We start from the raw sequence: 20,792 nt of genomic DNA, 5'->3' as shown, positions 1-20,792 counted from the left end.
GGAACAAGATGGAAAAGACACCTCACAAGGCGCGCAGCCGCCGCAAGACGCAGCGCACCGTCGCTGGTGCTGCTGCCCTTACCTTGGGCCTGACCGGCGCGGGCTTCCTTGCCTCCGCGCTTGCTCCGAACGCGCAGGTCGCCACCGCGCAGCGCGACGAGCAGGCAATGATCCAGGAGGGCAAGGATCTTTACGACGTCGCATGTATTACCTGCCACGGTGCAAACCTGCAGGGCGTCGCCGACCGTGGCCCGTCCCTGATCGGTACTGGCGAGGGCGCCGTGTACTTCCAGGTGAACTCCGGCCGTATGCCGATGATGTCCAACGATGCGCAGGCTGAGCGCAAGCGCCCGCGCTACACCGAGTCCCAGGCACTTGCCCTGGCTGCATACGTTGCGGCCAACGGCGGCGGCCCGGAGCTCGTGTACAACCCGGACGGCTCCCTCGCTATGGAGGAGCTGCGCGGTAAGAACTACAACGGTCAGATCCAGGCAGCAGACGTCGCCCGCGGCGGCGAGCTGTTCCGCCTGAACTGCGCATCCTGCCACAGCTTCACCGGCCGCGGCGGCGCACTTTCCTCCGGTAAGTACGCGCCTGAGCTGGACCCGGCGAACGAGCAGGAGATTTACCAGGCAATGCTCACCGGCCCGCAGAACATGCCGAAGTTCTCGGACCGCCAGCTCAGCACCGACGAGAAGCGCGACATCATCGCCTTCATCAAGTCCTCCAAGGAAACCCCGAGCCCGGGCGGCTACGGCCTTGGCGGGCTCGGCCCGGTGTCTGAGGGCATGGCCATGTGGATGATCGGTGTGACCCTTGTGGCCGCCGCTGCTATTTGGATTGGATCCCGCTCATGAGTGAAGTGAAGAAGAATTACACGACTGAAGAGCTCGACCGCATGAGCAATGCGGAGCTCGCTGCTCTCGGCACCCAGCTCGACGACGTCACGGTCGCGTACCGCAAGGAGCGCTACCCGGTCGAGGGTGATCCGCGTGAGAAGGCGGCAGCTGCCGGCATCAACACCTGGCTGGTTATCTCCGTCCTTTCCGCCATCGCTTTCCTGGGCGTCTACCTCTTCTGGCCGTGGGAGCCGAAGTTCCACGGCGACGAGGGCCTGTGGGTGTACACCTGGTACACCCCGCTGCTCGGCCTGACCGCTGCGCTTTCCTTCGTCTCGCTGGGCATCGCGATGATCCAGTTCGTGAAGAAGTTCATCCCGGAAGAGGTTTCGGTGCAGCGCCGCCACGACGGCCGCTCCTCCGAACTCGACCGCCGCACCACCACCGCACTGCTGAACGACGCTTGGGAGACTTCCACTCTCGGCCGTCGTAAGGCAATGAAGGGTCTGCTCGGCACCGCCGGCGTGCTGGCCGGTCTCGTGGTCATCGCTCCGCTCGGCGGCATGATCAAGAACCCGTGGCGCGAGCGCCACGCACTGGGCTACCACGGCGACGGCACCCTGTGGACCCACGGCTGGACCATTCAGGACCAGGGCGTCAAGGTCTACCTCGGCCGCGACACCGGTGCGATCGCCGAGCTGCACTCCGGTGTTGCCGGCGACCACTACACCACCGCGGGCGTGTCCCGCCTGGTGCGTATGCGCCCGGAGGACCTGGCTGCAGCGTCGATGGAGACCATCTTCCCGCTCTACGAGGAAGATGTGAACGACGGCAACCTCTACGACCCGAAGCGCGATGTGTACGAGAACCACATGCACTCAATCCACGGTCCGCGCAACGCCGTCATGCTGATCCGCCTGCGTTCGCAGGACGCTGCCCGCGTTATCGAGCGCCAGGGTCAGGAAGACTTCCACTACGGCGACTACTACGCCTACTCGAAGATCTGCACCCACATTGGCTGCCCGACCTCGCTGTACGAGGCTCAGACCAACCGCATTCTGTGCCCGTGCCACCAGTCGCAGTTCGACGCCCTGCAGTACGGCAAGCCGATCTTCGGCCCGGCCGCCCGCGCTCTGCCGCAGCTGCCGGTCACGATCGACGAAGAAGGTTACCTCATCGCCAACGGCAACTTCATTGAGCCTGTTGGCCCGGCATTCTGGGAGCGTCAGTCCTAATGAGCACGAAACTCGCAAAAGCCGCGGATAACGCTGATTCGCGCATCACGATTGCCGGCTTCCTCCGGCCGCAGCTGAACAAGGTCTTCCCGAGCCACTGGTCCTTCATGCTCGGCGAGATGGCGCTGTACAGCTTCATCATTCTGCTGCTGACCGGTATCTATCTGGCACTGTTCTTCGACCCGTCGATCACCAAGGTGATCTATGACGGTGCGTACCTGCCGCTGAACGGCGTGGAAATGTCCCGCGCCTACGCAACAGCGCTGGACATCTCCTTCGATGTTCGTGGCGGCCTCTTCGTCCGCCAGATGCACCACTGGGCTGCGCTGATGTTCATGATGTCCATGTTCGCGCACATGATGCGCATCTTCTTCACCGGTGCGTTCCGACGCCCGCGTGAGGCGAACTGGGTCATCGGTGTCACCCTGGTGCTGCTCGGCATGATCGAGGGCTTCATGGGCTACTCCCTGCCGGACGACCTGCTCTCCGGCGTCGGCCTGCGAATCATGTCCGCGATCATCCTGTCCATCCCGATCATCGGTACCTGGACCCACTGGGCCATCTTCGGCGGCGACTTCCCGTCCGACCTGATGCTGGACCGCTTCTACATCCTCCACGTCCTCGTGCTGCCGGGTATCATTCTCGCCCTCATCGGCGCCCACCTGCTCTTGGTCTGGTTCCAGAAGCACACCCAGTTCCCGGGTCCGGGCCGTACCGAGAACAACGTGATCGGTATCCGCATCCTGCCGGTCTTCGCCGTGAAGGCAGTCGGCTTCATGATGATCGTGTTCGGTGTCCTGGCTGGTATGGCTGGTCTGACCACCATCAACGCGATCTGGAACCTGGGTCCGTACAACCCGTCGCAGGTGTCCGCTGGTTCCCAGCCGGACGTGTACATGCTGTGGACTGACGGCGCTGCACGTGTCATGCCGGCGTGGGAGCTCTACCTCGGCAACTACACCATCCCGGGCGCCTTCTGGGTTGCCTTGATGTGTGGTGTCATGGTTGTCCTGCTCATCTCGTACCCGTTCATTGAGAAGAAGGTGACCGGCGACGACGCCCACCACAACCTGCTGCAGCGTCCGCGCGACGTGCCGGTCCGCACCGGCATCGGCGTCATGGGCCTGACCTTCTTCCTGCTGCTGACCATCTCCGGTGGTAACGACCACGTGGCGCACTTCTTCCAGATCTCGCTGAACGCTATGACTTGGTTCGGCCGCATCGGCCTGATCGTGCTGCCGCCGCTGGCGTACTTCATCACCTACCGCCTGTGCATCGGTCTGCAGCGCTCCGACCGCGAGGTGCTGGAGCACGGTATCGAGACCGGTGTGATCAAGAAGCTGCCGAACGGCGCATTCGTCGAAATCCACCAGCCGCTTGGCCCGGTGGACGAGCACGGCCACCCGATCCCGCTGGAGTACGGCGGCGGCCGCGTGCCGAAGCAGATGAACCAGCTTGGCTTCGCGGACTCCGAGACCATCGGTGCCTTCAGCCCGGCAGAACTCGGTGTTACCGAACGCGTCCGCGACATGCAGCAGCAGTTCCACCACGAAGAGATTGAGACGCTGCGTCGCCTCGAGCAGACCAAGCACCTCACCGACCGCGATGCCACCGTCACGGACTCCGCTTCCCACTAAGGAACTGAGAGTTCTCAGCTGACGATCGTCACACGTAGATAAGGGCCCTTCCCGATCGGGGAGGGTCCTTTCTCTTTGTCACGATCAGGTAACTGGGCCATTGAGACCAAGGTCACCGGACGCCCGCAGGTTGGCGGAAATGACTCGCAGAGCAAAATTAAAATTGTGCCTCCAAATCCCGAAATCCCCTGGTGAGGCGGGTTTCGGGAGGTTTCTGGGGCGTGCGGGGGTCGTGTGACGCGGGTGAATTTCCCCCCGAATGAGGGAAATATGACTGTGTAACAGAACTGTAACGGCGGGGCGGGTGGACATCGTTGTTGCCGTTTCGTAATCTGTCCGAGACATTGCGATAACGAACGTTGCCGCAAAGTACGAAGACACTACGTATAGCGCCGCTTCCTGGAACGCCGCCTCACCCGAGGATGGTCGCACAGGAGCCGGGGAACTTGCAGAGGCCAACGAGAGCCTGAGTACCCCGAGGGAACAAGGCAGAAGCCTGACCCTCCTACTTCTCCGGTAGGCGTTGAGAGATATGGAGCACAATTCGTGGCTAAGCACCGTCGTCAGGACACCAGCACCGTAACCCGTACCGTGGCCGCCGCTTCCGCTGTGGTCGCAGGTGCCACCTTGCTGGCTCCGACCGCACAGGCTGCTGAAGTTCGTATCCCCAACACCCCGATTGCCGCTGAGATCCCGGGCATTGAGAACGTGCCGGGCATCGCCGCAATCCCGGGCATCGAGCAGTGGGTTCCGTCGCTGGCGGGCCAGGCATCCCAGGCTGACGTCGCCGCGGCTATTGACGCCGCGAAGGCGCTGCCGGGTGTGACCAACATCCCGAGCTTCAACGCGTTCCTGAATGACGCGCAGGCGCGCTACGCCCCGGCGGCTCCGGCAGCCCCGGCCCAGCAGTACGCTGCTCCGGTTGCCGCTCCGGCACCGCAGGCGTCCCAGGGCCAGCGCATCGTGGATATCGCCCTGAGCAAGGTCGGCGCTCCGTACGTCTACGGCGCTGCAGGCCCGAATGCATTCGACTGCTCCGGCTTCACCTCTTGGGTGTACGCCCAGGCTGGCATCTCCATCCCGCGCACCTCCGGTGCTCAGGCTGCTGCCGGCACCCGCGTGCCGCTGGATCAGCTGCAGCCGGGTGACATCGTCGCCTACTATGGTGGCGCTTCTCACGTTGCTATTTACATCGGTAATGGCATGATGGTTGATGCGCTGAATTCCGGCACCCCGGTGGGCGTTCGCCCGCTGAACATGATGCCGATTCACTCTGCAGTGCGCTTCTAAGCTCACTGCGTGCGACGGACTTCCCCGCCGCCTTTCCTGCCGGTACCCCGGAACAGCCTGCAGGAAGGTGGCGGGGTTTTACGTTTGCCTGGCACGCTTGGCGCGGCTGTGGGGCCCCGCTATAGTGATAACGGTTTTATAAAGATCTGGGGTCGTAAAGGAACACACGTGGAATTGCATTCCAAGCGCTCGGGGGAGAGGCGTTCTCCGGCACTGGCGTCGGCAGTCGTCGCCCTGCTCGCGTTCGGCGCGCAGCCGGCGGCAGCCGACGAGGTGGACGACATGATCACGCAGATGGACGCCATCTCCCATGACGCCTCCGCCAAGGTGGAGGAGATCAAGGGCCTCGAGGATGAGATCGCGGCGGCGCAGCAGCGGATCACCGAGCTTACCGCGCAGGCTGAGGCAGCCCGCGGCGACGCGGAACGCGCCACCGGCGCACGCGTGGGTTTCCAGCACCACGTGAACGGCATTGCGCAGTCGCGCTACCGCAACACCCAGTCGGAGCTGCTGCTCAACACGCTCGACTCCGGCAGTCCGCAGGCTGCGATCGACCGCGCCGCGTACCTTGGTGCACTTTCCCGCAACGCCGAGCGCACGATTCTCGGTCTGAATGCGGCATCGCGGGACGCCGACGACCGCTCGCAGGCCGTCGCCAAGGCGGTGAAGGAAGCGGAAGCGAAGCGAGAGGAGCTTGACCGGAAGCTTGCAGAGCTCGAGCGCGAACGCGCTGAGCTCGATGCGCAGGTGCGCGACATTGAAGCGCGAGTGAACTCGCTGAGCGCGGACGCGCTGACTCGTTGGATCAACAAGGACAACCCCGTCGATGTCAGCGGCATGGACCTTCCCGGTGCCGGCTCCGGCGTTGTCTCGGCCGCGATGGCGCAGCTGGGCAAGCCGTACGGGTGGGGTGCAACGGGCCCGTACGCGTTCGACTGCTCCGGATTGATGGTGTGGGCGTACGCACAGAACGGCAAGGCGATTCCGCGCACGTCGCAGGCTCAGCTGGCCGGCGGTATGCCGGTGCCGCTCAGCAACCTGCAGCCGGGCGACATCATCGGCTACTACCCGGGTACCACCCACGTGGGCATGTACATCGGCGACGGCATGATCGTGCACGCCTCCGACTACGGCATTCCGATCCAGGTCGTGCCGTACAACTCGATGCCGATCACGGGCGCCGTGCGCTACTAATTCCATGTCGGTGCTGCTGGTCACCAACGATTTCCCGCCGACAGTGGGCGGCATCCAGTCCTACCTGCGCGATTATGTCGACGAGTTTGTGCGTCGCAAGGGCCCGCAGGCCATCACCGTCTTCGCGTCGACTCAAGACACAGCAGCGGCAGCGGCGTGGGACGCGACCCAGCCATACGAGATCGTGCGCTGGCCGCGCGCCATTATGGTGCCCACGCCGGCCACAGCGCGGCGCATGGCGGAGCTCATCCGCGAGCGCGGCATCGAGACCGTGTGGTTCGGCGCCGCAGCGCCGCTCGCGCTCATGGGGGCGAGCGCGAAGCGGGCAGGGGTGAAGCGCGTCGTCGCCACCACCCACGGCCACGAGGTCGGCTGGTCCATGCTCCCGGGGGCGCGGCAGGCGCTGCGCACCATAGGCCGCAACGCGGATACCGTCACGTACATTTCCGAGTACACCCTCGCCCGCATCCGTCCAGCATTCGGATCCAGACCGCAGTACGTTGCGCTGCCCTCAGGCGTCGACACGGCGTACTTCCGCCCCGCGTCGGCTGAGACCGTTCGCGCTACTCGCGCAACCCTCGGGGTGGGGGAGGCACCGCTGATCGTCTGCGCGTCCCGGCTCGTGGCGAGAAAGGGCCAAGATCAACTCATCAAGGCGCTCCCAGAAGTACGTCGGCAAGCACCTGGCGCTCGTCTGGTCATCGTCGGGGACGGCGCGTACCGACGCTCCCTTGAGCGCCTCGCCCGCTCCACCGCAGGCGTGCGGTTCACCGGCGCCGTCGAACGGGATGCGCTGCGCGACATCGTCGCAGCCGCGGACGCGTTCGCGATGCCGGCGCGCACACGCGGGGGAGGGCTGGACGTGGAAGGGCTCGGCATTGTCTACCTCGAAGCGCAGGCGTGCGAGGTGCCTGTCGTCGCGGGAGATTCCGGCGGCGCGCCCGAGACCGTGACTCCCGAGACCGGGTTCGTCGTCGACGGGCGCGACGCGCGAGCCATCGCCGCCCGGATCAGCTCCCTGCTTAACGACGCCGACTTGCGCCGCCGCATGGGTGAAGCTGGCCGCCGCCACGTTGCCGAGGCCTATTCGTGGGAGGTGCTCGGCAGCCGCCTCGCGGCGACGCTGATGCCCTAACGCGATAGGCGGCGGTCTAGCATTGACTCCTATGTCTGACGCTTCTCGCCCGCTCACCGTTGGTTTCGACATCGGTGGCACCAACACCCGTGCCGCCGTTGTCGATGCGGACGGTGAGATCCTGGATGTTCGTTCGCGGCCGACTCCGCACGGCTCCGAGGAACTCGAAGAAGCTGTGGTCGGCATGGTTGCGGACCTTCGTCGGGATTACGATGTCGCTGCCGTCGGAATGGCGATCGCCGGCTTCTTGGACCCGGAGTGCGAAATCGTGCGTTTCGCTCCGCACCTGCCGTGGCGCGCTGACCGGCCCGTGCGCCGGGAGCTGGAGGACGCGATCGGGCTTCCGGTGCGCCTCGAGCACGACGCGAACGCCGCTGCCTGGGGCGAGTACAAGTTCGGTGTGGCCAAGGATGCGGAGACATGGGTGTTCTTCGCCGTCGGCACCGGTATCGGCGCCACGCTGATGCACCGCGGCGAGATCTACCGCGGTTCCTTCGGCACCGCGCCGGAGTTCGGCCACATCACGGTCGTGCAGGGCGGGCGGGTCTGCTCCTGCGGCAAAAAGGGCTGTCTGGAGCGCTACGCCTCGGGCACGTCGCTTTTGGATTGCGCCGTGGAGAAGGCCACCATGGGCAAGTACCAGGAATGCGGGCTGTACCGGAAGGTCGTCGATAAGCGGGCCACCGGGCGCGACGTGATGGTGGCGGCGCGTGAGGGCGACGAGCTGGGTCTTGCTGCGCTGTCCAGCTTTGCTACCTGGCTCGGGCGGGGCCTGTCCATCGTCGCCGACGTGTTGGACCCGGCGCTGATTGTGCTTGGCGGCGGCGTGAGCGAAGACGCGGATCTCTTCATCGACGAGGCGCGGGAATCCCTGGCCGCCAACATTGTGGGCGCGGGCTACCGCCCTGTACCGGAGGTGCTGCAGGCGGAGCTGGGCCCCCAGGCAGGTATGATCGGTGTGGCCGATTTGGCGCGTGAGCGCATCCGCGACCACGCCTGAAGCAGTATCCGTAGGGAGTCTTCGACGATGCAGAACCGCTGGTATTCGCTGTTCAAAGCGATTCTGGGCCCGCCACTTCTGGTGTGGAACCGTCCGACGATTGACGGCGCGGAGCACATCCCCGAATCCGGTCCGGTGATCCTGGTGTCCAACCACCAGGCGGTGATGGACTCGTTCTACCTCCCCCTCATGGTGCGCCGCCACATTCAGTTCCCGGCGAAGCAGGAATATTTCACTGCGCCGGGGCTGAAGGGCCGCATCCAGAAATTCTTCTTCACCTCCGTCGGCCAGATTCCGGTGGATCGCTCAAGCTCCGACGCCGGCGAGGCAGTGCAGCGGGCCGCGGAGGAAGTGCTGGGCCGCGGCGATGTATTCGGCATCTACCCGGAGGGCACGCGCTCTCCGGACGGACGTCTCTACAAGGGCCGCACCGGCATGGCGCGCGTTGCCATGGCAACTGGCGCGCCGGTAGTGCTGGTCGGCATGATCGGCTCCCGCGACGCGAACCCGATCGGCACGTCCATCCCGCGTCCGGCGAAGGTCCGCATCAAGATCTCGGAGCCGATTGATCCGCACACATGGGCGGCAGAGCACAGTCTGGATCCGGCAACGCGCGACGTGATGCGCCCGTTCACGGACTTCATTATGAGTGAGCTTTCCGAACTCACCGGCTACCCGTACGTCGACGTGTACGCCTCTGACGTGAAAAAGTCGCTGGAGGCCACCGGCGAGTTCCCGGAGGGTGCGGAGCCGGGCGGCGAGCTGGAGACCTGGCCGGAGAATGCTGGGGGTCGCGCTTAGGTGGATAAGGATCTGATCATCCGCGTCGTCCTCGTCGTCGCCATCGTCGCGGGGTACCTCGTTGCTTCCCGGGCGGAGTTCTACAACTCCGTCATCGCGCCGCTCGCAGTGGTGGCCGTCGCCGTCGTCATGTTCTGGCCGCGGCGCCAGCAGTAGGCGGGGGTTGTGCGCTACTTCTACGACACGGAATTCATCGAGGACGGCGAAACCATCGAGCTGGTGTCCATCGGCATCGTTGGCGAGGACGGGCGCGAATACTACGCCATTTCCAGCGAATTCGACCCAGAGCGCGCCAACGACTGGGTGCGCGCCAACGTGCTGAATAAGCTGCCCCCGCGCACGGCGCCGGTATGGAAGCCGCTAAAAACCATCCGCGACGAGGTGCTCGCGTTTCTCACCGCCCGCCACACGCAGCCGGAGCTGTGGGCGTGGGTCGGGGCGTACGACCACGTGGTGCTGGCCCAGCTGTGGGGGGACATGCGCGGCCTGCCGCGCGAACTTCCGAGATTTACCCGCGAGCTCAAGCAGTACTGGATCATGGCGGGGAGGCCGCGCCTGCCGGAGATTCCGGACGGCAACCACGACGCCCTCGTGGATGCGCGCCACAACTTGCGGAAGTACCGAGCGTGCGCCGCCGCGTTGCCGATGGACCGCAACGGCCGGGTGTCCACGATATGGAATTCTCCTTCCATCCGATGACATATTGCAGGTGGTTTAGGTCGCGGCTGCGGAACGCTCCGTGCTACAACTAGACACGTGAGTTGGACAGTTGACATTCCCAAAGAAGTGCTGCCGGATCTGCCCCCGATGCCGGGTGATCTGAACGAGAAGTGGCTCGACGTACTTTCCCGAGACGCGAAGCAGCAGCCGTCGTGGGACGCGGAGCAGGCGAACCAGGTCCGCAAGATCCTCGAATCTGTGCCGCCGGTCGTCCTCGCGCCCGAGGTGGAGGACCTCAAGGCGCGCCTCGCTGAGGTTGCTTTGGGCAACGCCTTCCTCCTGCAGGGCGGCGACTGCGCCGAGACCTTCGAGTCCAGCACTGAGCCCCACATCCGCGCCAACATCCGCACCCTGCTGCAAATGGCTGCGGTGCTCACGTACGGCGCGTCCATGCCGGTAGTGAAGATCGGCCGCATCGCCGGCCAGTACGCCAAGCCGCGCTCTTCCGACCGCGACGAGAACGGCCTGCTGAACTACCGCGGCGACATTGTCAACGGCGTGGAGCCGACCGAAGAGGCGCGCCGCCACGACCCGGCCCGCATGGTCCGCGCCTACGCGAACTCTGCCGCGACGATGAACCTGGTCCGCGCGCTGGTCACCTCCGGCACGGCTGACCTGCACCACATCAACGACTGGAACAAGGAGTTCGTGCGCCGCTCGCCGGCTGGTGCGCGCTACGAGGCGCTCGGCCGCGAGATCACCCGCTCGCTCGCTTTCATGGACGCCTGCGGCGTGAACGACGACAACCTGCGCACCTCCGCGTTCTACGCCTCCCACGAGGCGCTCCTCGTGGACTACGAGCGCGCGATGCTGCGCCTGCACACCAACAGCCGCGGCGAGACCAAGATCTACGACTTGTCCGCGCACCAGCTGTGGATCGGCGAGCGCACCCGCGGCCTGGACGATTTCCACGTCAACTTCGCGGCGTTCATCGACAACCCGGTGGGCATCAAGCTCGGCCCGACCACCACACCGGAAGAGGCCGTGGCGTACGCCCAGAAGATCGACCCGAACCGCGAGCCGGGCCGCCTCACCATGATCGCCCGCATGGGCCACGACAAGGTCCGCAGCGTGCTGCCGGGCATCATTAAGGCTGTCGAGGCTTCGGGCCACAAGGTGGTCTGGCAGTCCGACCCGATGCACGGCAACACCTTCACCGCATCCAACGGCTACAAGACCCGCCACTTCGACAAGATCATCGACGAGGTGCAGGGCTTCTTCGAGGTGCACCGCGAGCTGGGCACCCACCCGGGCGGCATCCATGTCGAGGCGACCGGCGAGAACGTCACCGAGTGCCTCGGCGGCGCGCAGGACATCACAGACGTTGATCTGCCGGGCCGTTACGAGTCCGCCGTCGACCCGCGCCTGAACACCGAGCAGGCTCTCGAGCTTGCCTTCCTGGTCGCGGAGATGCTGCGCTACTAGCGCACTAGCCGGCGATCAGCTGCGGGAGCTCCCCGTACATTCCGGAGCCGAACCACCAGCCGCCGATCGCCACCGCGGCCGTCGCCGCGACAGCGAGCGCCAGAAATACCGCGAGTCCCACGCCGCCCCGGTTGGTCACGAGCTTGACCTCCGGGGCGTCGCCCTTCTCGCCCTCCTCCAGTTCCGGGGGCAAGTGCGTATCGACGTTCGCAGGCACCCGCGCCGCCTCCGGATAGGGGCGTGGCTGCGCGTCGTAGCGCGGGGGTTCCTCGTAGCGCGTCTGCTGGGGGAAGAGGCGCTGCTCGGCGGGGCGCACCTCGGTGGGGCGGGCGTCGGCAGGCAGTGCCGCACGCGTCGCTCCGGTCGCGGAGGGCAGCACGCCGAAGTTGGTGGGGTGCGCCGCCGCACGGTTCGCAGCGGAGTTCCGCGGCACCGGCACCGTGTACTCGGGCAGCGCGAGGGCGTCGGCGACATCGTCGAGCGCGTGGAGGAACTCAGTCGCGTCACGGAAGCGGTCTTCAGGCCTGCGGGACGTGGCGGTGGCAACGAGTTCGTCGAAAAGCTTGGGCACGCCCGCAATCAGCGAGCTCGGCGCGGGCACGTCGGAGTGCAGCCGCGCGTAGGCCCGCGCGAGCTGCGTCTCCCCGCTGAACGGCGTGCGGCCGGTAAGCAGCTCGAAAAGCACGATGCCGGCGGAGTACACGTCGGAGGCGTGGGTCATGGGGGAGCCGTCGACCTGCTCGGGGGAGAGGTAGGAGACGGTGCCCACAATCTGATCGGTGGAATGCGTCGCCTCGGCGGCGGCGCGTACGAGGCCGAAATCGGCGAGTTTCACGCGGTGGTCGGCGTTGATCAGCACGTTGTCCGGCTTGATGTCGCGGTGGATCAGCCCCCGCGCGTGCGCCGCGGCGAGCCCGGTGAGCATGCCCCGCATCACGGCGGCGGCTGCGTGCGGCGGCATCGGGCCCCGTTCGTCGAGAAGCTCGCGGAGCGTGCCCCCGACGATCAGCTCCATGATGAGGTACATCGTCTCGCCCTGGGCAGAAAAGTCGTAGACGTTGACCAGGTTGGGGTGGGAGAGCTGCGCCATCGCGCGTGCTTCGCGACGGAAGCGGTCGCGGAACACGGGGTCGTGCACGAACTGCTCGTGCATCACCTTCGCGGCGACTTCGCGCCCGAGGCGGGTGTCAACGCAGCGGTAGACCGTCGCCATGCCGCCGCGCGCGATGGGGCGGTCGATGACGTAGCGGCCCTCGAGGGTGTCTCCCACTGCCAAGTGCATGCAAACCAGTATGGCCACCGCACTTCGCAATGGCCAACACGGGTGCGGGCGCTAGACTACTGCGCGTGACTACCCCGCAGCAGCCTCAGCAGTCCCTGGACCAACTCCTTGAAGGCGAAGCACTTCTCACGTTCCCCGAGGTCGCCGAGATGCTCGGCGTGCCGGTGACCAAGGTGCACGACATCGTAGGCAGCGGCAAGCTCGTGGTGTACCGCCACAACGGCACGAAGACCATTCCGGCGCTGCTCCTCAACGACGGGGAGCTGTCCAAGTTCGTGGGCGGAGCCATCACCGTGCTTGCCGACGGCGGCTTTGAACCCGACGAGATCCTCACCTTCCTGTTCACCCCGGACGAATCGCTGCCGGGGCGCCCAATTGACGCCCTGCACGGCCACGGCGCGCGCGAGGTCATCCGCCGCGCGCAGGCGATGGCGTTCTAGCCGCGCAACTTACTTTCGCCGCGCTGTGGCTTTCACGGCCAGCTGGCGCAGCGTCTCGGCGACATCCTCGCTGATGTCGGCACCGTCGAGGTGCGCCAAGCCGGCGGCGGTGAGTTCGGTGATCCGGGCTTCGACAGCGTCGACGGCGCCGCTGCGCTCAATGATGCCGGCAAGCCGCTGCAGGTCGGCCGGGTCGGCGGCGGTGCCGATGCCCGCGCGGAGTTCTGTAGCGGCGGAAGGATCGCTGACGTCGAGAAGCTCCAGCGCCGAGGCGTAGAGCACCGTGCGCTTGCCTTCGCGGATGTCGTCGCCGGCGGGCTTGCCGGTCACGCTGGAATCGCCGAACACGCCGAGGATGTCGTCGCGCAGCTGGAACGCCATGCCGATGTCGCGCCCGTAACCGCGGAACGCCTCGATAGTGTCCTCGCTCGCCCCGGCCAGTGACGCGCCGAGGTGCAGCGGGCGCTCGATGGTGTACGCGGCCGTTTTGAAGCGGTTCACCCGGTCGGCCATCTCAGCTGACTCGCTGCCCTGGGCTTCCAGCATGATGTCGAGGAGCTGCCCGCCGATGACTTCGGTGCGCATGCCCCGCCAGGCATCTTCTGCGCGCGCGAGCGCTTCCTGCGTCACGCCGGAGCCGCGCCACATGTCCTCGGCCCACACCAGGGCGAGATCACCGATCAGGATCGCGGCGTGCTCGCCGAACACGGCTGCGTCGCCGCGCAGGCGGCGGTCGCGGTGGTCCGCCTCCACCGCGCGGTGGACGGTGGGGGAGCCGCGGCGGGTGTCCGACGCATCAATAATGTCGTCGTGGATCAACGCGCACGCCTGGATGAACTCCAGCGAACTGACCGCCCGCAGCACCGCGGTCGGGTCCTCCGTGCCGCGCTCGACCCCGCCGCCGCCGACGAATCCCGCCCAGCCGTACAGCGGGCGGATGCGCTTGCCGCCGCCCAGGACGAAGTGCCTGAGGTGGCCCACCGCCTCCTCCACAGGTGCGCCGAGTGCGCTGATGGCAACCGCGCGGTCAGCAAAGAACGCCTCGAGATGGGTCGCGACGGCTGCCGGCACCTCGGCGATGTCAATAGCGCGCTGCTGCACGTAGGGCTCCTTGCTGGTTGCGGGTAAAGCTAGGCCCCAACACTACAGTTCAAGCGGCAGCGGCCGGCCGAGGATGGCAAAGGGCCGTTGGTCGCCCGGGTAGAGAAAGCGCCGGGCCACGTCCACGAATCCGAAGCGGCGGTAGAGGCTGAATGCGTGGTTCGCCTCGTCTTTCACCTCGGGTGTGGAGAGCAGCGCCCACGCCGCCGGCGCCTGGCGAAGCAGCTCGGCGAGCATCGCGGCACCGATCCCTCGCCCCTGCTGGCCGGGAGCGACATGAATCTCGGCGACCTCGAAGTAACTGTCCAGAATCTGCTGGCGCTCATGGGTGATACCGCCGGATTCCTCCATGCTGCGCACCAGCTGTCGGTCCCACCAGCGGTCCCGGCTTCCCAAAAAGCCGTACGCGACCCCCACCACATCGTCGCCATCCACCGCCGCGATAGCGGTGAAGCCTGGCCATGCGACCTCGCCGCGCCAGACACGAATGCGCTGGTCCCGGATCGCCGGGTTGTACTCCATCGCCGCGATATAGATATCCACCAAAGTGGGCACAAGCAGGGAGTATTCGCCGGCAGTCAGCCTGCGGATTTCAACAGTCACCCCACCACCTAACCACGCCTAGCGCGAGCTTTGCGCGGTTTTCGGGGCACTGCTTTTCGACGTTCGAACACATGATCTAAACGTCCGTCAGTGGTGCCGAACGCGTGTTTTACCTTGAGCTCATGAACAGCATCATTTCCGCCACCACTAATTCCACCTACGGCACCGCCGCTCGTCCGTCGCGCCGCGATGTTTTCCTCGCCTCGGCCGAAGATCTCCTTGCTGCGGCGCGCGCCGACCTGCTTGCCGGGCAGCTCGACCTCGCCATGGAAAACGCTTACCGCGCCGCGTTACGCGTGGCCGGGGCGGTGAACGCGGGCTCGCCAGTAATACGGAAGCGCAAGCGGCTCCCCACTAGCGCCTGGGACAAGCTCGCCCTCACGGGAGACGATGGCAAAGAATGGGCCAACCGTTTCCGCCGTTACTCGCGAGAGCGGGGGAGGGTCGCATCCGGCATCCAGCGCCAGCCGGACGGGGAGACTGTGCGCCGCTTGCTTGCGGATGCCGAGGCGTTTTATCTCTCCGCGGTTCCGGGGCAGAGCCCGGCCGCCGCGTAGGTTGGGCTGGGGGGTTGGGTGCTGGAGCTGTCAGCGTGTGGAGCTCTCAGCGGGAGCGCTCTGACCTGCGGGTTTCAATTGGACACTTGTCGGCAAGTGCGTTGAGAGCTCCACCTGCAGTTGCACTTGCGCGGTGCCGCTGGAGCTCTCAGCGATGCGGGCCCCTGTGCAGGCACCGCCGGGCGGCTCCGATTGTTCAAGCATTGTTTTTGCCGGGAACAAACCGGCTACGATGACCGTTAGTACTAAGACAATGTCCCCCTCGGAGCTGTGGAGAAAAGCAAGTGTCTCTTTCTGAGCAAGAACAGCGCACGCTCCGCGAGATTGAGCAGTCTCTCCTCGCGGAAGACCCCAAATTCGGGAGCAGCGTCGCCCACGAAGCCGGTTTCGGCGCCGCCGCGCCGACCGGCACCCTCACCATGCGCAGTGTTGCGCTCATGGTGCTCGGGCTCGTCCTGCTGATCGGCGGCGTTGCGCTGGCCTCGCTCAGCATGTGGGCGATCATCCTCAGTGTTATCGGCTTTGTCGTCATGCTTGGTGGCGGTGTCATGGCCCTGCGTACCCCGGCGCCGACCGCGGCTCGTGCTCAAGCAGCTCCTCGCGCGCAGCGTGCCCGCTCCGCCCGCAGTGTGGCGATGGAGGAGAATTTCCGCCGTCGTTTTGAGGATCGTCAGTAGCGTCGCCCCTGAAGCACCCTGAAAAGCGCCCCCTCGCGGGGCGCTTTTTCTATGCGCCTATGCGCCCCACTTCCGCCCACCCGCAGCCCCCACTTCGCCCCACGCCACGACAACCCCCAAGATGGGGCCGGTGTTGCTGCCTAGTTGCTCCTGCGTGCCGTCGTTACGCATGTGCTTCTAGCGCACTATTGTGGCCAGAGTGGACTGCCCGGCGGGATAGTGCCCCACGCCAATTCAAGCCTCCGACCTGCGCTTTTAGCAACCATTACAAGCAACTTTCCGCGGAGTGTGGCGTTTGTGGGGGAAAGTGGGTTAAAGTGGGGCACAGCGGAGAGCCGTGGTGTCCATGCTGACTACATGGGGGCGTACGGGTCGAAGCGAAGAAAATTCCATGAGCTCGGTCGGACGGTGAAGGAAGGTAGGTCGCCGGATGTTTCTGGGAACCTACACTCCCAAGCTCGATGACAAGGGGCGCCTGACGCTGCCCGCCAAGTTCCGCGAGGAGTTGGGGGACGGGTTGATGGTGACCAAGGGGCAGGACCACTCTCTGGCGGTCTATCCCCGCGAGGAGTTCGCCGCACGCGCCCGCAAGGCAGCGGCGGCTTCCCGCACGAACCCGAAGGCGCGAGCCTTCATCCGCAACCTGGCTGCCAGTGCGGATGAGCAGACGCTGGACGGTTCCGGCCGCATCACGCTGTCGCCGGCGCACCGCGAGTACGCAAACCTGAGCAAGGAGTGCGTAGTCATCGGGTCCGTGGATTTTCTGGAGATCTGGGACGCAACGTCCTGGGCGCAATACCAACAAGAGACGGAAGCCGCCTTCTCGGCGGCGGACGACGACGACATTCTCTCCGGTCTGCTGTAGGACTGACTACCCTGCGGCGGGCACTGACTACTGACGGAGAGCGTGTACGGACTCTGTCCGGGGTGCGAAGCTCCTCTGGTGTACTTCCCCGACATCAGAGCGGCCGCCCCGGGCAGGGCTCTACGCGCTCCCCACACCTGGTGGGATTCTCTTAAAAGGGGGTGGACCCGAAGATGGCACGCGGCAACGTCAGCGACATGGACTTTGACCCGGCGGCCAACCACGGCCACGTCCCCGTCATGCGCGACCGCATGGCAGAACTGCTCGCTCCCGCCGTCGAGGCGTATGGCGACGCTGCGGTGATCGTCGACGGCACCCTCGGCGCCGGCGGGCACACTGAGCACTTCCTCACTGTCTTCCCCCGCGCCCGGGTCATCGGTGTGGACCGCGACCCGAACGCGCTCGCCCAAGCTGGCGAGCGCCTTGCGCGCTTCGAGGACCGCTTCGCGCCGGTACAGGCGCGTTTCGACGCCATTTCCCAACCCATCCTCGAAGGGGAGGGCCCGGCGTTCGATGCAGTGCGCGAGCGCGGCGTGGCGGGTGCGCTGTTCGACTTGGGTGTGTCCTCGATGCAGCTCGATCAGCCAGAGCGCGGCTTCGCCTACAAGGTGGACGCACCGCTGGACATGCGGATGGATCCTTCGGCCGGTATCACCGCGGCCGACGTGCTGAACACCTACAGCCACGGCGACATCGCGCGCATTCTTAAGACGTACGGCGACGAGCGTTTCGCCGGCAAGATCGCCTCCGCAATTGTGAAAGAGCGAGAGCGCGAGCCGTTCACCACCTCCGGCCGCCTCGTGGAGCTGCTCTACGACACTATCCCCGCAGCGTCGCGGCGCACCGGCGGCCACCCCGCAAAGCGCACGTTCCAGGCGCTGCGCGTCGAGGTCAACGGCGAACTTGAGGCCGTTGAGCAGGTTGTCCCCGTGATCACTGAGCTGCTCGGCCCGGGTGGGCGAGTGGTGTTCATGAGCTACCAGTCGCTGGAAGACAAGATCATCAAATCCGCCTTCGCCGAACTCACTGCGTCGAAGACGCCGCCGGGTCTGCCGATAGACCTGCCTGGCACCGCTCCAGAATTTGCGTCTATCACCAACGGCGCGGAGAAGGCTCCGGCAGAAGAAATCGACCTCAACCCGCGTGCCGCGCCAGTTCGCGTGCGCGGAATAGAGAAAATAGACCTACCTAACTCACACTAAAGGAACCCGAGACCATGGCCGTTCGAGACATCGCCTCCGCGTCCCGCACCGCGACGCTGCCGCGCACCAGCCGGTCCCGACCAACCGCGTACGCCCCGGCGCCGAAGCCGGGCGTGAAGCCGCACGTGCCGCACAGCGGCTCGCGCGGCCGTCTCGGTTCCCAGCAAGTGGTGTCCGTGCGCGGGCGTCGGGTGGCTGCGCCGGTGCAGGCGAAGAGCCGCTTCTCCGCGGTCAGCGGCCTGATTGTCGCGCTGATCGTCGTAGGCATCGCCATCGCCATGGTGCTTTCCGGCCTGTCCACCACCCAGACCTTCACCATTCAGCGTCTCCAGTCCCAGGAGCGCCAGCTGGAAAACGAGGTGGAGTCGCTCAACCGCGACCTGGAAGATCTCCGCTCCTCCGCCGAGATCGCGCAGCGCGCCGCAGACGCGGGCATGTTGGTAGCCACCCAGCCCGGCATCGTCGAGGTTGCACCGGACGGCCACATCGAGGAGCGCCGCCCGTTCAACCCGGAGTCCGTCGCCCCGGTCATGGATGTCAACGGCGCACCGACCCGCGCCGACCGCGCCACCAGCGACCGCGGCGCGACGCAGGAGCTCGGAGATTCTCTGACGCAGCTGCCCGGCGGCAACGTGTTGGGCGATATCCCGCCGGCACCGGAAGGGGTACCGGCTCCGCTGTTCGACAACGTCGCCCCGTACCAGCCGAACGTTCCCGCCTCCTTCTAGCGTGTGGCGCACGCTGCAAGCGTGCATCAGCATGCAAGATTGGGGCCGACACGTTTTCTTCATGTCTAAACCGCGAGCAGTCCGAGGCAGGTGAGCATCCAAGTGGCGGAATCCCAAGCCACAATTACAAACCGGCGTGCCTCCTGGCTCGCCGTGGCTTTTTTGGTTGTCGCCGCAATCCTCATCGGCCGCCTCTTCTGGGTGCAGGTCGTGTGGGGCCCGGACCTGCGCGAACAAGCCCAGGCGCAGCGCGCCCGCCTCTACACCGACCCAGCCCGCCGCGGAGAGATCGTGGACCGCGAAGGCAACCGCCTCGCCTACACTATGCAGGCCCGCTCGCTGACGGTGTCCCCGATCACGCTGCGCAAGGAGTTGCGCGAGCAGCAGGAGCTGCAGATGCGTATCGACGGTCTTTCGAAGGAATCCATCGAGGCCCAAATCGACGCCCGCGTCGAAGACGTGCTCCGCACCATGGCGAACGAGATCCCCGTGATGATCGGCGACGGGGTCGTGGAGCGCGAGGAGACGGAGAAAGAATCGTCGCGAAGCAAGGCAGCGAGCGACGCGCCGCGCACCGTCGGCAACGTCAGCGCCCGCGAGATCCTGGACAAGCTGCACGCGGAGACCAATTACGAGGTGCTGGTGCGCAACGTGGACCCGGACGTCGCTGCGCAGGTGGCGAAGGCCTTCCACGGCGTCGCCGCCGACCATCAGGACATTCGCCAGTACCCCAACGGCGCGATCGGGGAGAACATCCTCGGCAAGGTCTCAATGGACGGCCACGGCCAATTTGGCCTCGAGGCGAGCTCGGACGCGATCCTGACCGGCATCAACGGCCGCTCCACCGAGGATGTCTCGGCGGACGGGCAGGCAATCCCCGGCACCCTGCGCGACGTGGTGCCGGCCGTCGACGGTTCCCGGATCGAGCTGACCATCGACCTCGACCTGCAGACATTCGTGCAGCAGACCCTCGAACAGGCGAAGGCCAACTCGCTCGCTCTGGATGCGCAGGCCGTGGTGCTCGACGCCCGCACCGGCGAGGTCCTCGCGATGGCCAACACCGGCACCATCGACCCGAACGGGGACGTGCAGAAGCAGCTCAACGAGGGCCGCGACTTCGACAACGACTCCATTTCCCACCCCTTCGAGCCCGGCTCGGTGGCCAAAGTGATCACCGCCGCCGCGGCGATCGAGGAGGGCCTGACCGACCCGTTCGAAGTGCACCAGGTGCCTGGCAGCATCGACATGGCCGGCGTCACGGTACGCGACGCGTGGGCGCACGACGTCGCCCCGTACACCACGGCAGGCATCTTCGGTAAGTCTTCGAACGTCGGCACGCTGCAGCTCGCGCAGCGCCTGGGAGAGGAGCGCTACTGGGAGTACCTGCAGCGCTTCGGCATCGGGCGCACCACGGGAGTCGAGCTGCCGAACGAATCCGCGGGTCTGCTGCCGGCGCTCGAGCAGTGGTCCGGCGGCACCTTCGCCAACCTGCCGATCGGCCAGGGCATGAGCTGGTCCGCGCTGCAGATGGCGGGCGTGTACCAGTCGCTGGCGAACGGCGGCGAGCGCATCGAGCCGCGCATCATCTCAAAGGTCATCGGGCCGGATGGTGAAGAGATCGAACAGCCGGAGCCGGCTCGCACGCGAGTGGTCAGCGAGGAGACTGCCCGCACGACGGTGGACATGTTCCGCTCGGCATTCCAATCGGACCCGATGGGCCTGCAAAGCGGCACCGCTGGCGGCAACGAGCTGGAGGGGTACCAGCTGGCCGGCAAGACGGGCACCGCGCAGAAGGTGAACCCGGAGACGGGCGCGTACTCGCAGAGCCAGTTCTGGATTACGTTCGCGGGCATCGCCCCGGCGAATGACCCTCGCTTCGTCGTCGCGATCATGCTGGATGAGCCGCAGCGCGGGCCCCTGAGAGGCGGCATGGGCGGGCAATCCGCGGCACCGGTGTTCACCGAGATTGCCAGCTGGCTGCTCAACCGGGAGAACGTCCCGCCGAGCCCGCCCGCGGAACCGTACATCTTGCAGGCAGAATAAACACTCGAGGCAGAAAGG

Annotated in this window: 21 protein-coding genes; 18 read left to right on the top strand and 3 right to left on the bottom strand. The window is 66.0% G+C overall.

Features of this window, described 5'->3' with window-relative positions; all coding sequences use genetic code 11:
• Nucleotides 1-8 precede the first annotated feature (8 nt).
• From qcrC to M5J20_RS00755, 11 genes are all read left to right on the top strand, one after another.
• Entirely contained in the window at nucleotides 9-857 is an 849-nt protein-coding gene (gene qcrC / locus M5J20_RS00805; RefSeq protein WP_253575438.1) for a cytochrome bc1 complex diheme cytochrome c subunit, read from the top strand.
• Entirely contained in the window at nucleotides 854-2,074 is a 1,221-nt protein-coding gene (gene qcrA, locus M5J20_RS00800; protein WP_253575436.1) for a cytochrome bc1 complex Rieske iron-sulfur subunit, read from the top strand. Before qcrC ends, qcrA begins: the two co-directional genes overlap by 4 nt.
• Nucleotides 2,074-3,711 (top strand): cytochrome bc1 complex cytochrome b subunit, encoded by a 1,638-nt coding sequence (qcrB, locus tag M5J20_RS00795; protein ID WP_253575434.1) that lies wholly within the window; start codon nucleotides 2,074-2,076, stop codon nucleotides 3,709-3,711. The genes qcrA and qcrB overlap by 1 nt, the downstream gene beginning before the upstream one ends.
• Nucleotides 3,712-4,257: 546 nt before the next feature.
• A complete protein-coding gene (locus tag M5J20_RS00790) occupies nucleotides 4,258-5,001 on the top strand; it encodes a C40 family peptidase (RefSeq protein ID WP_253575432.1) in 744 nt (247 codons plus the stop codon).
• 168 nt (nucleotides 5,002-5,169) lie between these two features.
• Nucleotides 5,170-6,195, top strand: a complete 1,026-nt coding sequence (locus M5J20_RS00785; RefSeq protein ID WP_253575430.1) for a C40 family peptidase — start codon at nucleotides 5,170-5,172, stop codon at nucleotides 6,193-6,195.
• 4 nt (nucleotides 6,196-6,199) lie between these two features.
• On the top strand, nucleotides 6,200-7,330 hold the full coding sequence (locus tag M5J20_RS00780) for a glycosyltransferase family 4 protein (RefSeq protein ID WP_253575428.1): 1,131 nt from the start codon (nucleotides 6,200-6,202) through the stop codon (nucleotides 7,328-7,330).
• 31 nt (nucleotides 7,331-7,361) lie between these two features.
• Complete coding sequence (locus M5J20_RS00775) at nucleotides 7,362-8,330, top strand: ROK family protein (protein WP_253575425.1); 969 nt, start codon at nucleotides 7,362-7,364, stop codon at nucleotides 8,328-8,330.
• A gap of 27 nt (nucleotides 8,331-8,357) precedes the next feature.
• Nucleotides 8,358-9,131 carry a lysophospholipid acyltransferase family protein gene (locus tag M5J20_RS00770; RefSeq protein WP_253575424.1) on the top strand — a complete coding sequence of 258 codons (774 nt, stop codon included), beginning with the start codon at nucleotides 8,358-8,360 and terminating at the stop codon, nucleotides 9,129-9,131.
• On the top strand, nucleotides 9,132-9,287 hold the full coding sequence (locus tag M5J20_RS00765; protein WP_253575422.1) for a hypothetical protein: 156 nt from the start codon (nucleotides 9,132-9,134) through the stop codon (nucleotides 9,285-9,287). It abuts the gene before it with no gap.
• A 9-nt stretch (nucleotides 9,288-9,296) separates the two neighbouring features.
• Nucleotides 9,297-9,830 carry a polyadenylate-specific 3'-exoribonuclease AS gene (locus M5J20_RS00760; protein ID WP_253575420.1) on the top strand — a complete coding sequence of 178 codons (534 nt, stop codon included), beginning with the start codon at nucleotides 9,297-9,299 and terminating at the stop codon, nucleotides 9,828-9,830.
• Nucleotides 9,831-9,887: 57 nt separating this feature from the next.
• Nucleotides 9,888-11,276 (top strand): class II 3-deoxy-7-phosphoheptulonate synthase, encoded by a 1,389-nt coding sequence (locus M5J20_RS00755; RefSeq protein ID WP_253575418.1) that lies wholly within the window; start codon nucleotides 9,888-9,890, stop codon nucleotides 11,274-11,276.
• Between the two features lie 4 nt (nucleotides 11,277-11,280).
• Here M5J20_RS00755 and M5J20_RS00750 read toward each other — a convergent pair whose 3' ends face one another.
• Complete coding sequence (locus M5J20_RS00750) at nucleotides 11,281-12,558, bottom strand: protein kinase domain-containing protein (protein WP_253575416.1); 1,278 nt, start codon at nucleotides 12,556-12,558, stop codon at nucleotides 11,281-11,283.
• A gap of 29 nt (nucleotides 12,559-12,587) precedes the next feature.
• On the opposite strand from M5J20_RS00750, the gene M5J20_RS00745 reads away from it, so the two are divergent.
• Nucleotides 12,588-12,998 carry an Rv2175c family DNA-binding protein gene (locus M5J20_RS00745; RefSeq protein ID WP_437177603.1) on the top strand — a complete coding sequence of 137 codons (411 nt, stop codon included), beginning with the start codon at nucleotides 12,588-12,590 and terminating at the stop codon, nucleotides 12,996-12,998.
• A gap of 9 nt (nucleotides 12,999-13,007) precedes the next feature.
• On the opposite strand, the gene M5J20_RS00740 is transcribed toward M5J20_RS00745, so the two are convergent.
• Together M5J20_RS00740 and M5J20_RS00735 are read right to left on the bottom strand one after the other, a co-directional pair.
• Complete coding sequence (locus tag M5J20_RS00740) at nucleotides 13,008-14,099, bottom strand: polyprenyl synthetase family protein (protein ID WP_437177602.1); 1,092 nt, start codon at nucleotides 14,097-14,099, stop codon at nucleotides 13,008-13,010.
• A gap of 42 nt (nucleotides 14,100-14,141) precedes the next feature.
• Complete coding sequence (locus tag M5J20_RS00735) at nucleotides 14,142-14,702, bottom strand: GNAT family N-acetyltransferase (RefSeq protein ID WP_253575413.1); 561 nt, start codon at nucleotides 14,700-14,702, stop codon at nucleotides 14,142-14,144.
• A gap of 122 nt (nucleotides 14,703-14,824) precedes the next feature.
• Between M5J20_RS00735 and M5J20_RS00730 the strand changes: the two genes are divergently transcribed.
• The 6 genes from M5J20_RS00730 to M5J20_RS00705 all read left to right on the top strand — a co-directional run bounded on the left by M5J20_RS00730 (nucleotide 14,825) and on the right by M5J20_RS00705 (nucleotide 20,774).
• The gene (locus M5J20_RS00730) at nucleotides 14,825-15,259 is read left to right on the top strand and encodes an SAV_6107 family HEPN domain-containing protein (protein ID WP_253575411.1); all 435 of its coding nucleotides are present in this window, start codon (nucleotides 14,825-14,827) and stop codon (nucleotides 15,257-15,259) included.
• Nucleotides 15,260-15,543: 284 nt separating this feature from the next.
• Nucleotides 15,544-15,936: a DUF3040 domain-containing protein gene (locus M5J20_RS00725; RefSeq protein ID WP_253575409.1), complete on the top strand. Its 393-nt coding sequence runs from the start codon at nucleotides 15,544-15,546 to the stop codon at nucleotides 15,934-15,936.
• 430 nt (nucleotides 15,937-16,366) lie between these two features.
• Complete coding sequence (gene mraZ / locus M5J20_RS00720; RefSeq protein WP_253575407.1) at nucleotides 16,367-16,801, top strand: division/cell wall cluster transcriptional repressor MraZ; 435 nt, start codon at nucleotides 16,367-16,369, stop codon at nucleotides 16,799-16,801.
• Nucleotides 16,802-16,998: 197 nt separating this feature from the next.
• Complete coding sequence (rsmH, locus tag M5J20_RS00715; RefSeq protein ID WP_253575855.1) at nucleotides 16,999-18,003, top strand: 16S rRNA (cytosine(1402)-N(4))-methyltransferase RsmH; 1,005 nt, start codon at nucleotides 16,999-17,001, stop codon at nucleotides 18,001-18,003.
• Nucleotides 18,004-18,017: 14 nt separating this feature from the next.
• Nucleotides 18,018-18,731, top strand: coding sequence for a cell division protein FtsL (gene ftsL / locus M5J20_RS00710; RefSeq protein WP_253575405.1), 714 nt, complete (start codon nucleotides 18,018-18,020; stop codon nucleotides 18,729-18,731).
• A 153-nt stretch (nucleotides 18,732-18,884) separates the two neighbouring features.
• A complete protein-coding gene (locus tag M5J20_RS00705) occupies nucleotides 18,885-20,774 on the top strand; it encodes a peptidoglycan D,D-transpeptidase FtsI family protein (RefSeq protein ID WP_437177601.1) in 1,890 nt (629 codons plus the stop codon).
• Nucleotides 20,775-20,792: the final 18 nt, after the last annotated feature.

It is taken from the genome of Corynebacterium stercoris, from assembly GCF_024160105.1.
In the GTDB taxonomy this organism is placed as follows: Bacteria; Actinomycetota; Actinomycetes; order Mycobacteriales; family Mycobacteriaceae; genus Corynebacterium; species Corynebacterium stercoris.
This window is presented reverse-complemented; position numbering and strand designations above follow the sequence as displayed.

What these genes read in the sequence shown, in the direction of transcription:
- qcrC (WP_253575438.1), top strand. Translation starts at nt 9, where the DNA reads ATGGAAAAGACACCTCACAAGGCGCGCAGCCGCCGCAAGACGCAGCGC.
- qcrA (WP_253575436.1), top strand. Translation starts at nt 854, where the DNA reads ATGAGTGAAGTGAAGAAGAATTACACGACTGAAGAGCTCGACCGCATG.
- qcrB (WP_253575434.1), top strand. Translation starts at nt 2,074, where the DNA reads ATGAGCACGAAACTCGCAAAAGCCGCGGATAACGCTGATTCGCGCATC.
- M5J20_RS00780 (WP_253575428.1), top strand. Translation starts at nt 6,200, where the DNA reads ATGTCGGTGCTGCTGGTCACCAACGATTTCCCGCCGACAGTGGGCGGC.
- M5J20_RS00775 (WP_253575425.1), top strand. Translation starts at nt 7,362, where the DNA reads ATGTCTGACGCTTCTCGCCCGCTCACCGTTGGTTTCGACATCGGTGGC.
- M5J20_RS00770 (WP_253575424.1), top strand. Translation starts at nt 8,358, where the DNA reads ATGCAGAACCGCTGGTATTCGCTGTTCAAAGCGATTCTGGGCCCGCCA.
- M5J20_RS00750 (WP_253575416.1), bottom strand. Translation starts at nt 12,558, where the DNA reads ATGCACTTGGCAGTGGGAGACACCCTCGAGGGCCGCTACGTCATCGAC.
- M5J20_RS00745 (WP_437177603.1), top strand. Translation starts at nt 12,588, where the DNA reads ATGGCCAACACGGGTGCGGGCGCTAGACTACTGCGCGTGACTACCCCG.
- M5J20_RS00730 (WP_253575411.1), top strand. Translation starts at nt 14,825, where the DNA reads ATGAACAGCATCATTTCCGCCACCACTAATTCCACCTACGGCACCGCC.
- mraZ (WP_253575407.1), top strand. Translation starts at nt 16,367, where the DNA reads ATGTTTCTGGGAACCTACACTCCCAAGCTCGATGACAAGGGGCGCCTG.
- rsmH (WP_253575855.1), top strand. Translation starts at nt 16,999, where the DNA reads ATGGACTTTGACCCGGCGGCCAACCACGGCCACGTCCCCGTCATGCGC.
- ftsL (WP_253575405.1), top strand. Translation starts at nt 18,018, where the DNA reads ATGGCCGTTCGAGACATCGCCTCCGCGTCCCGCACCGCGACGCTGCCG.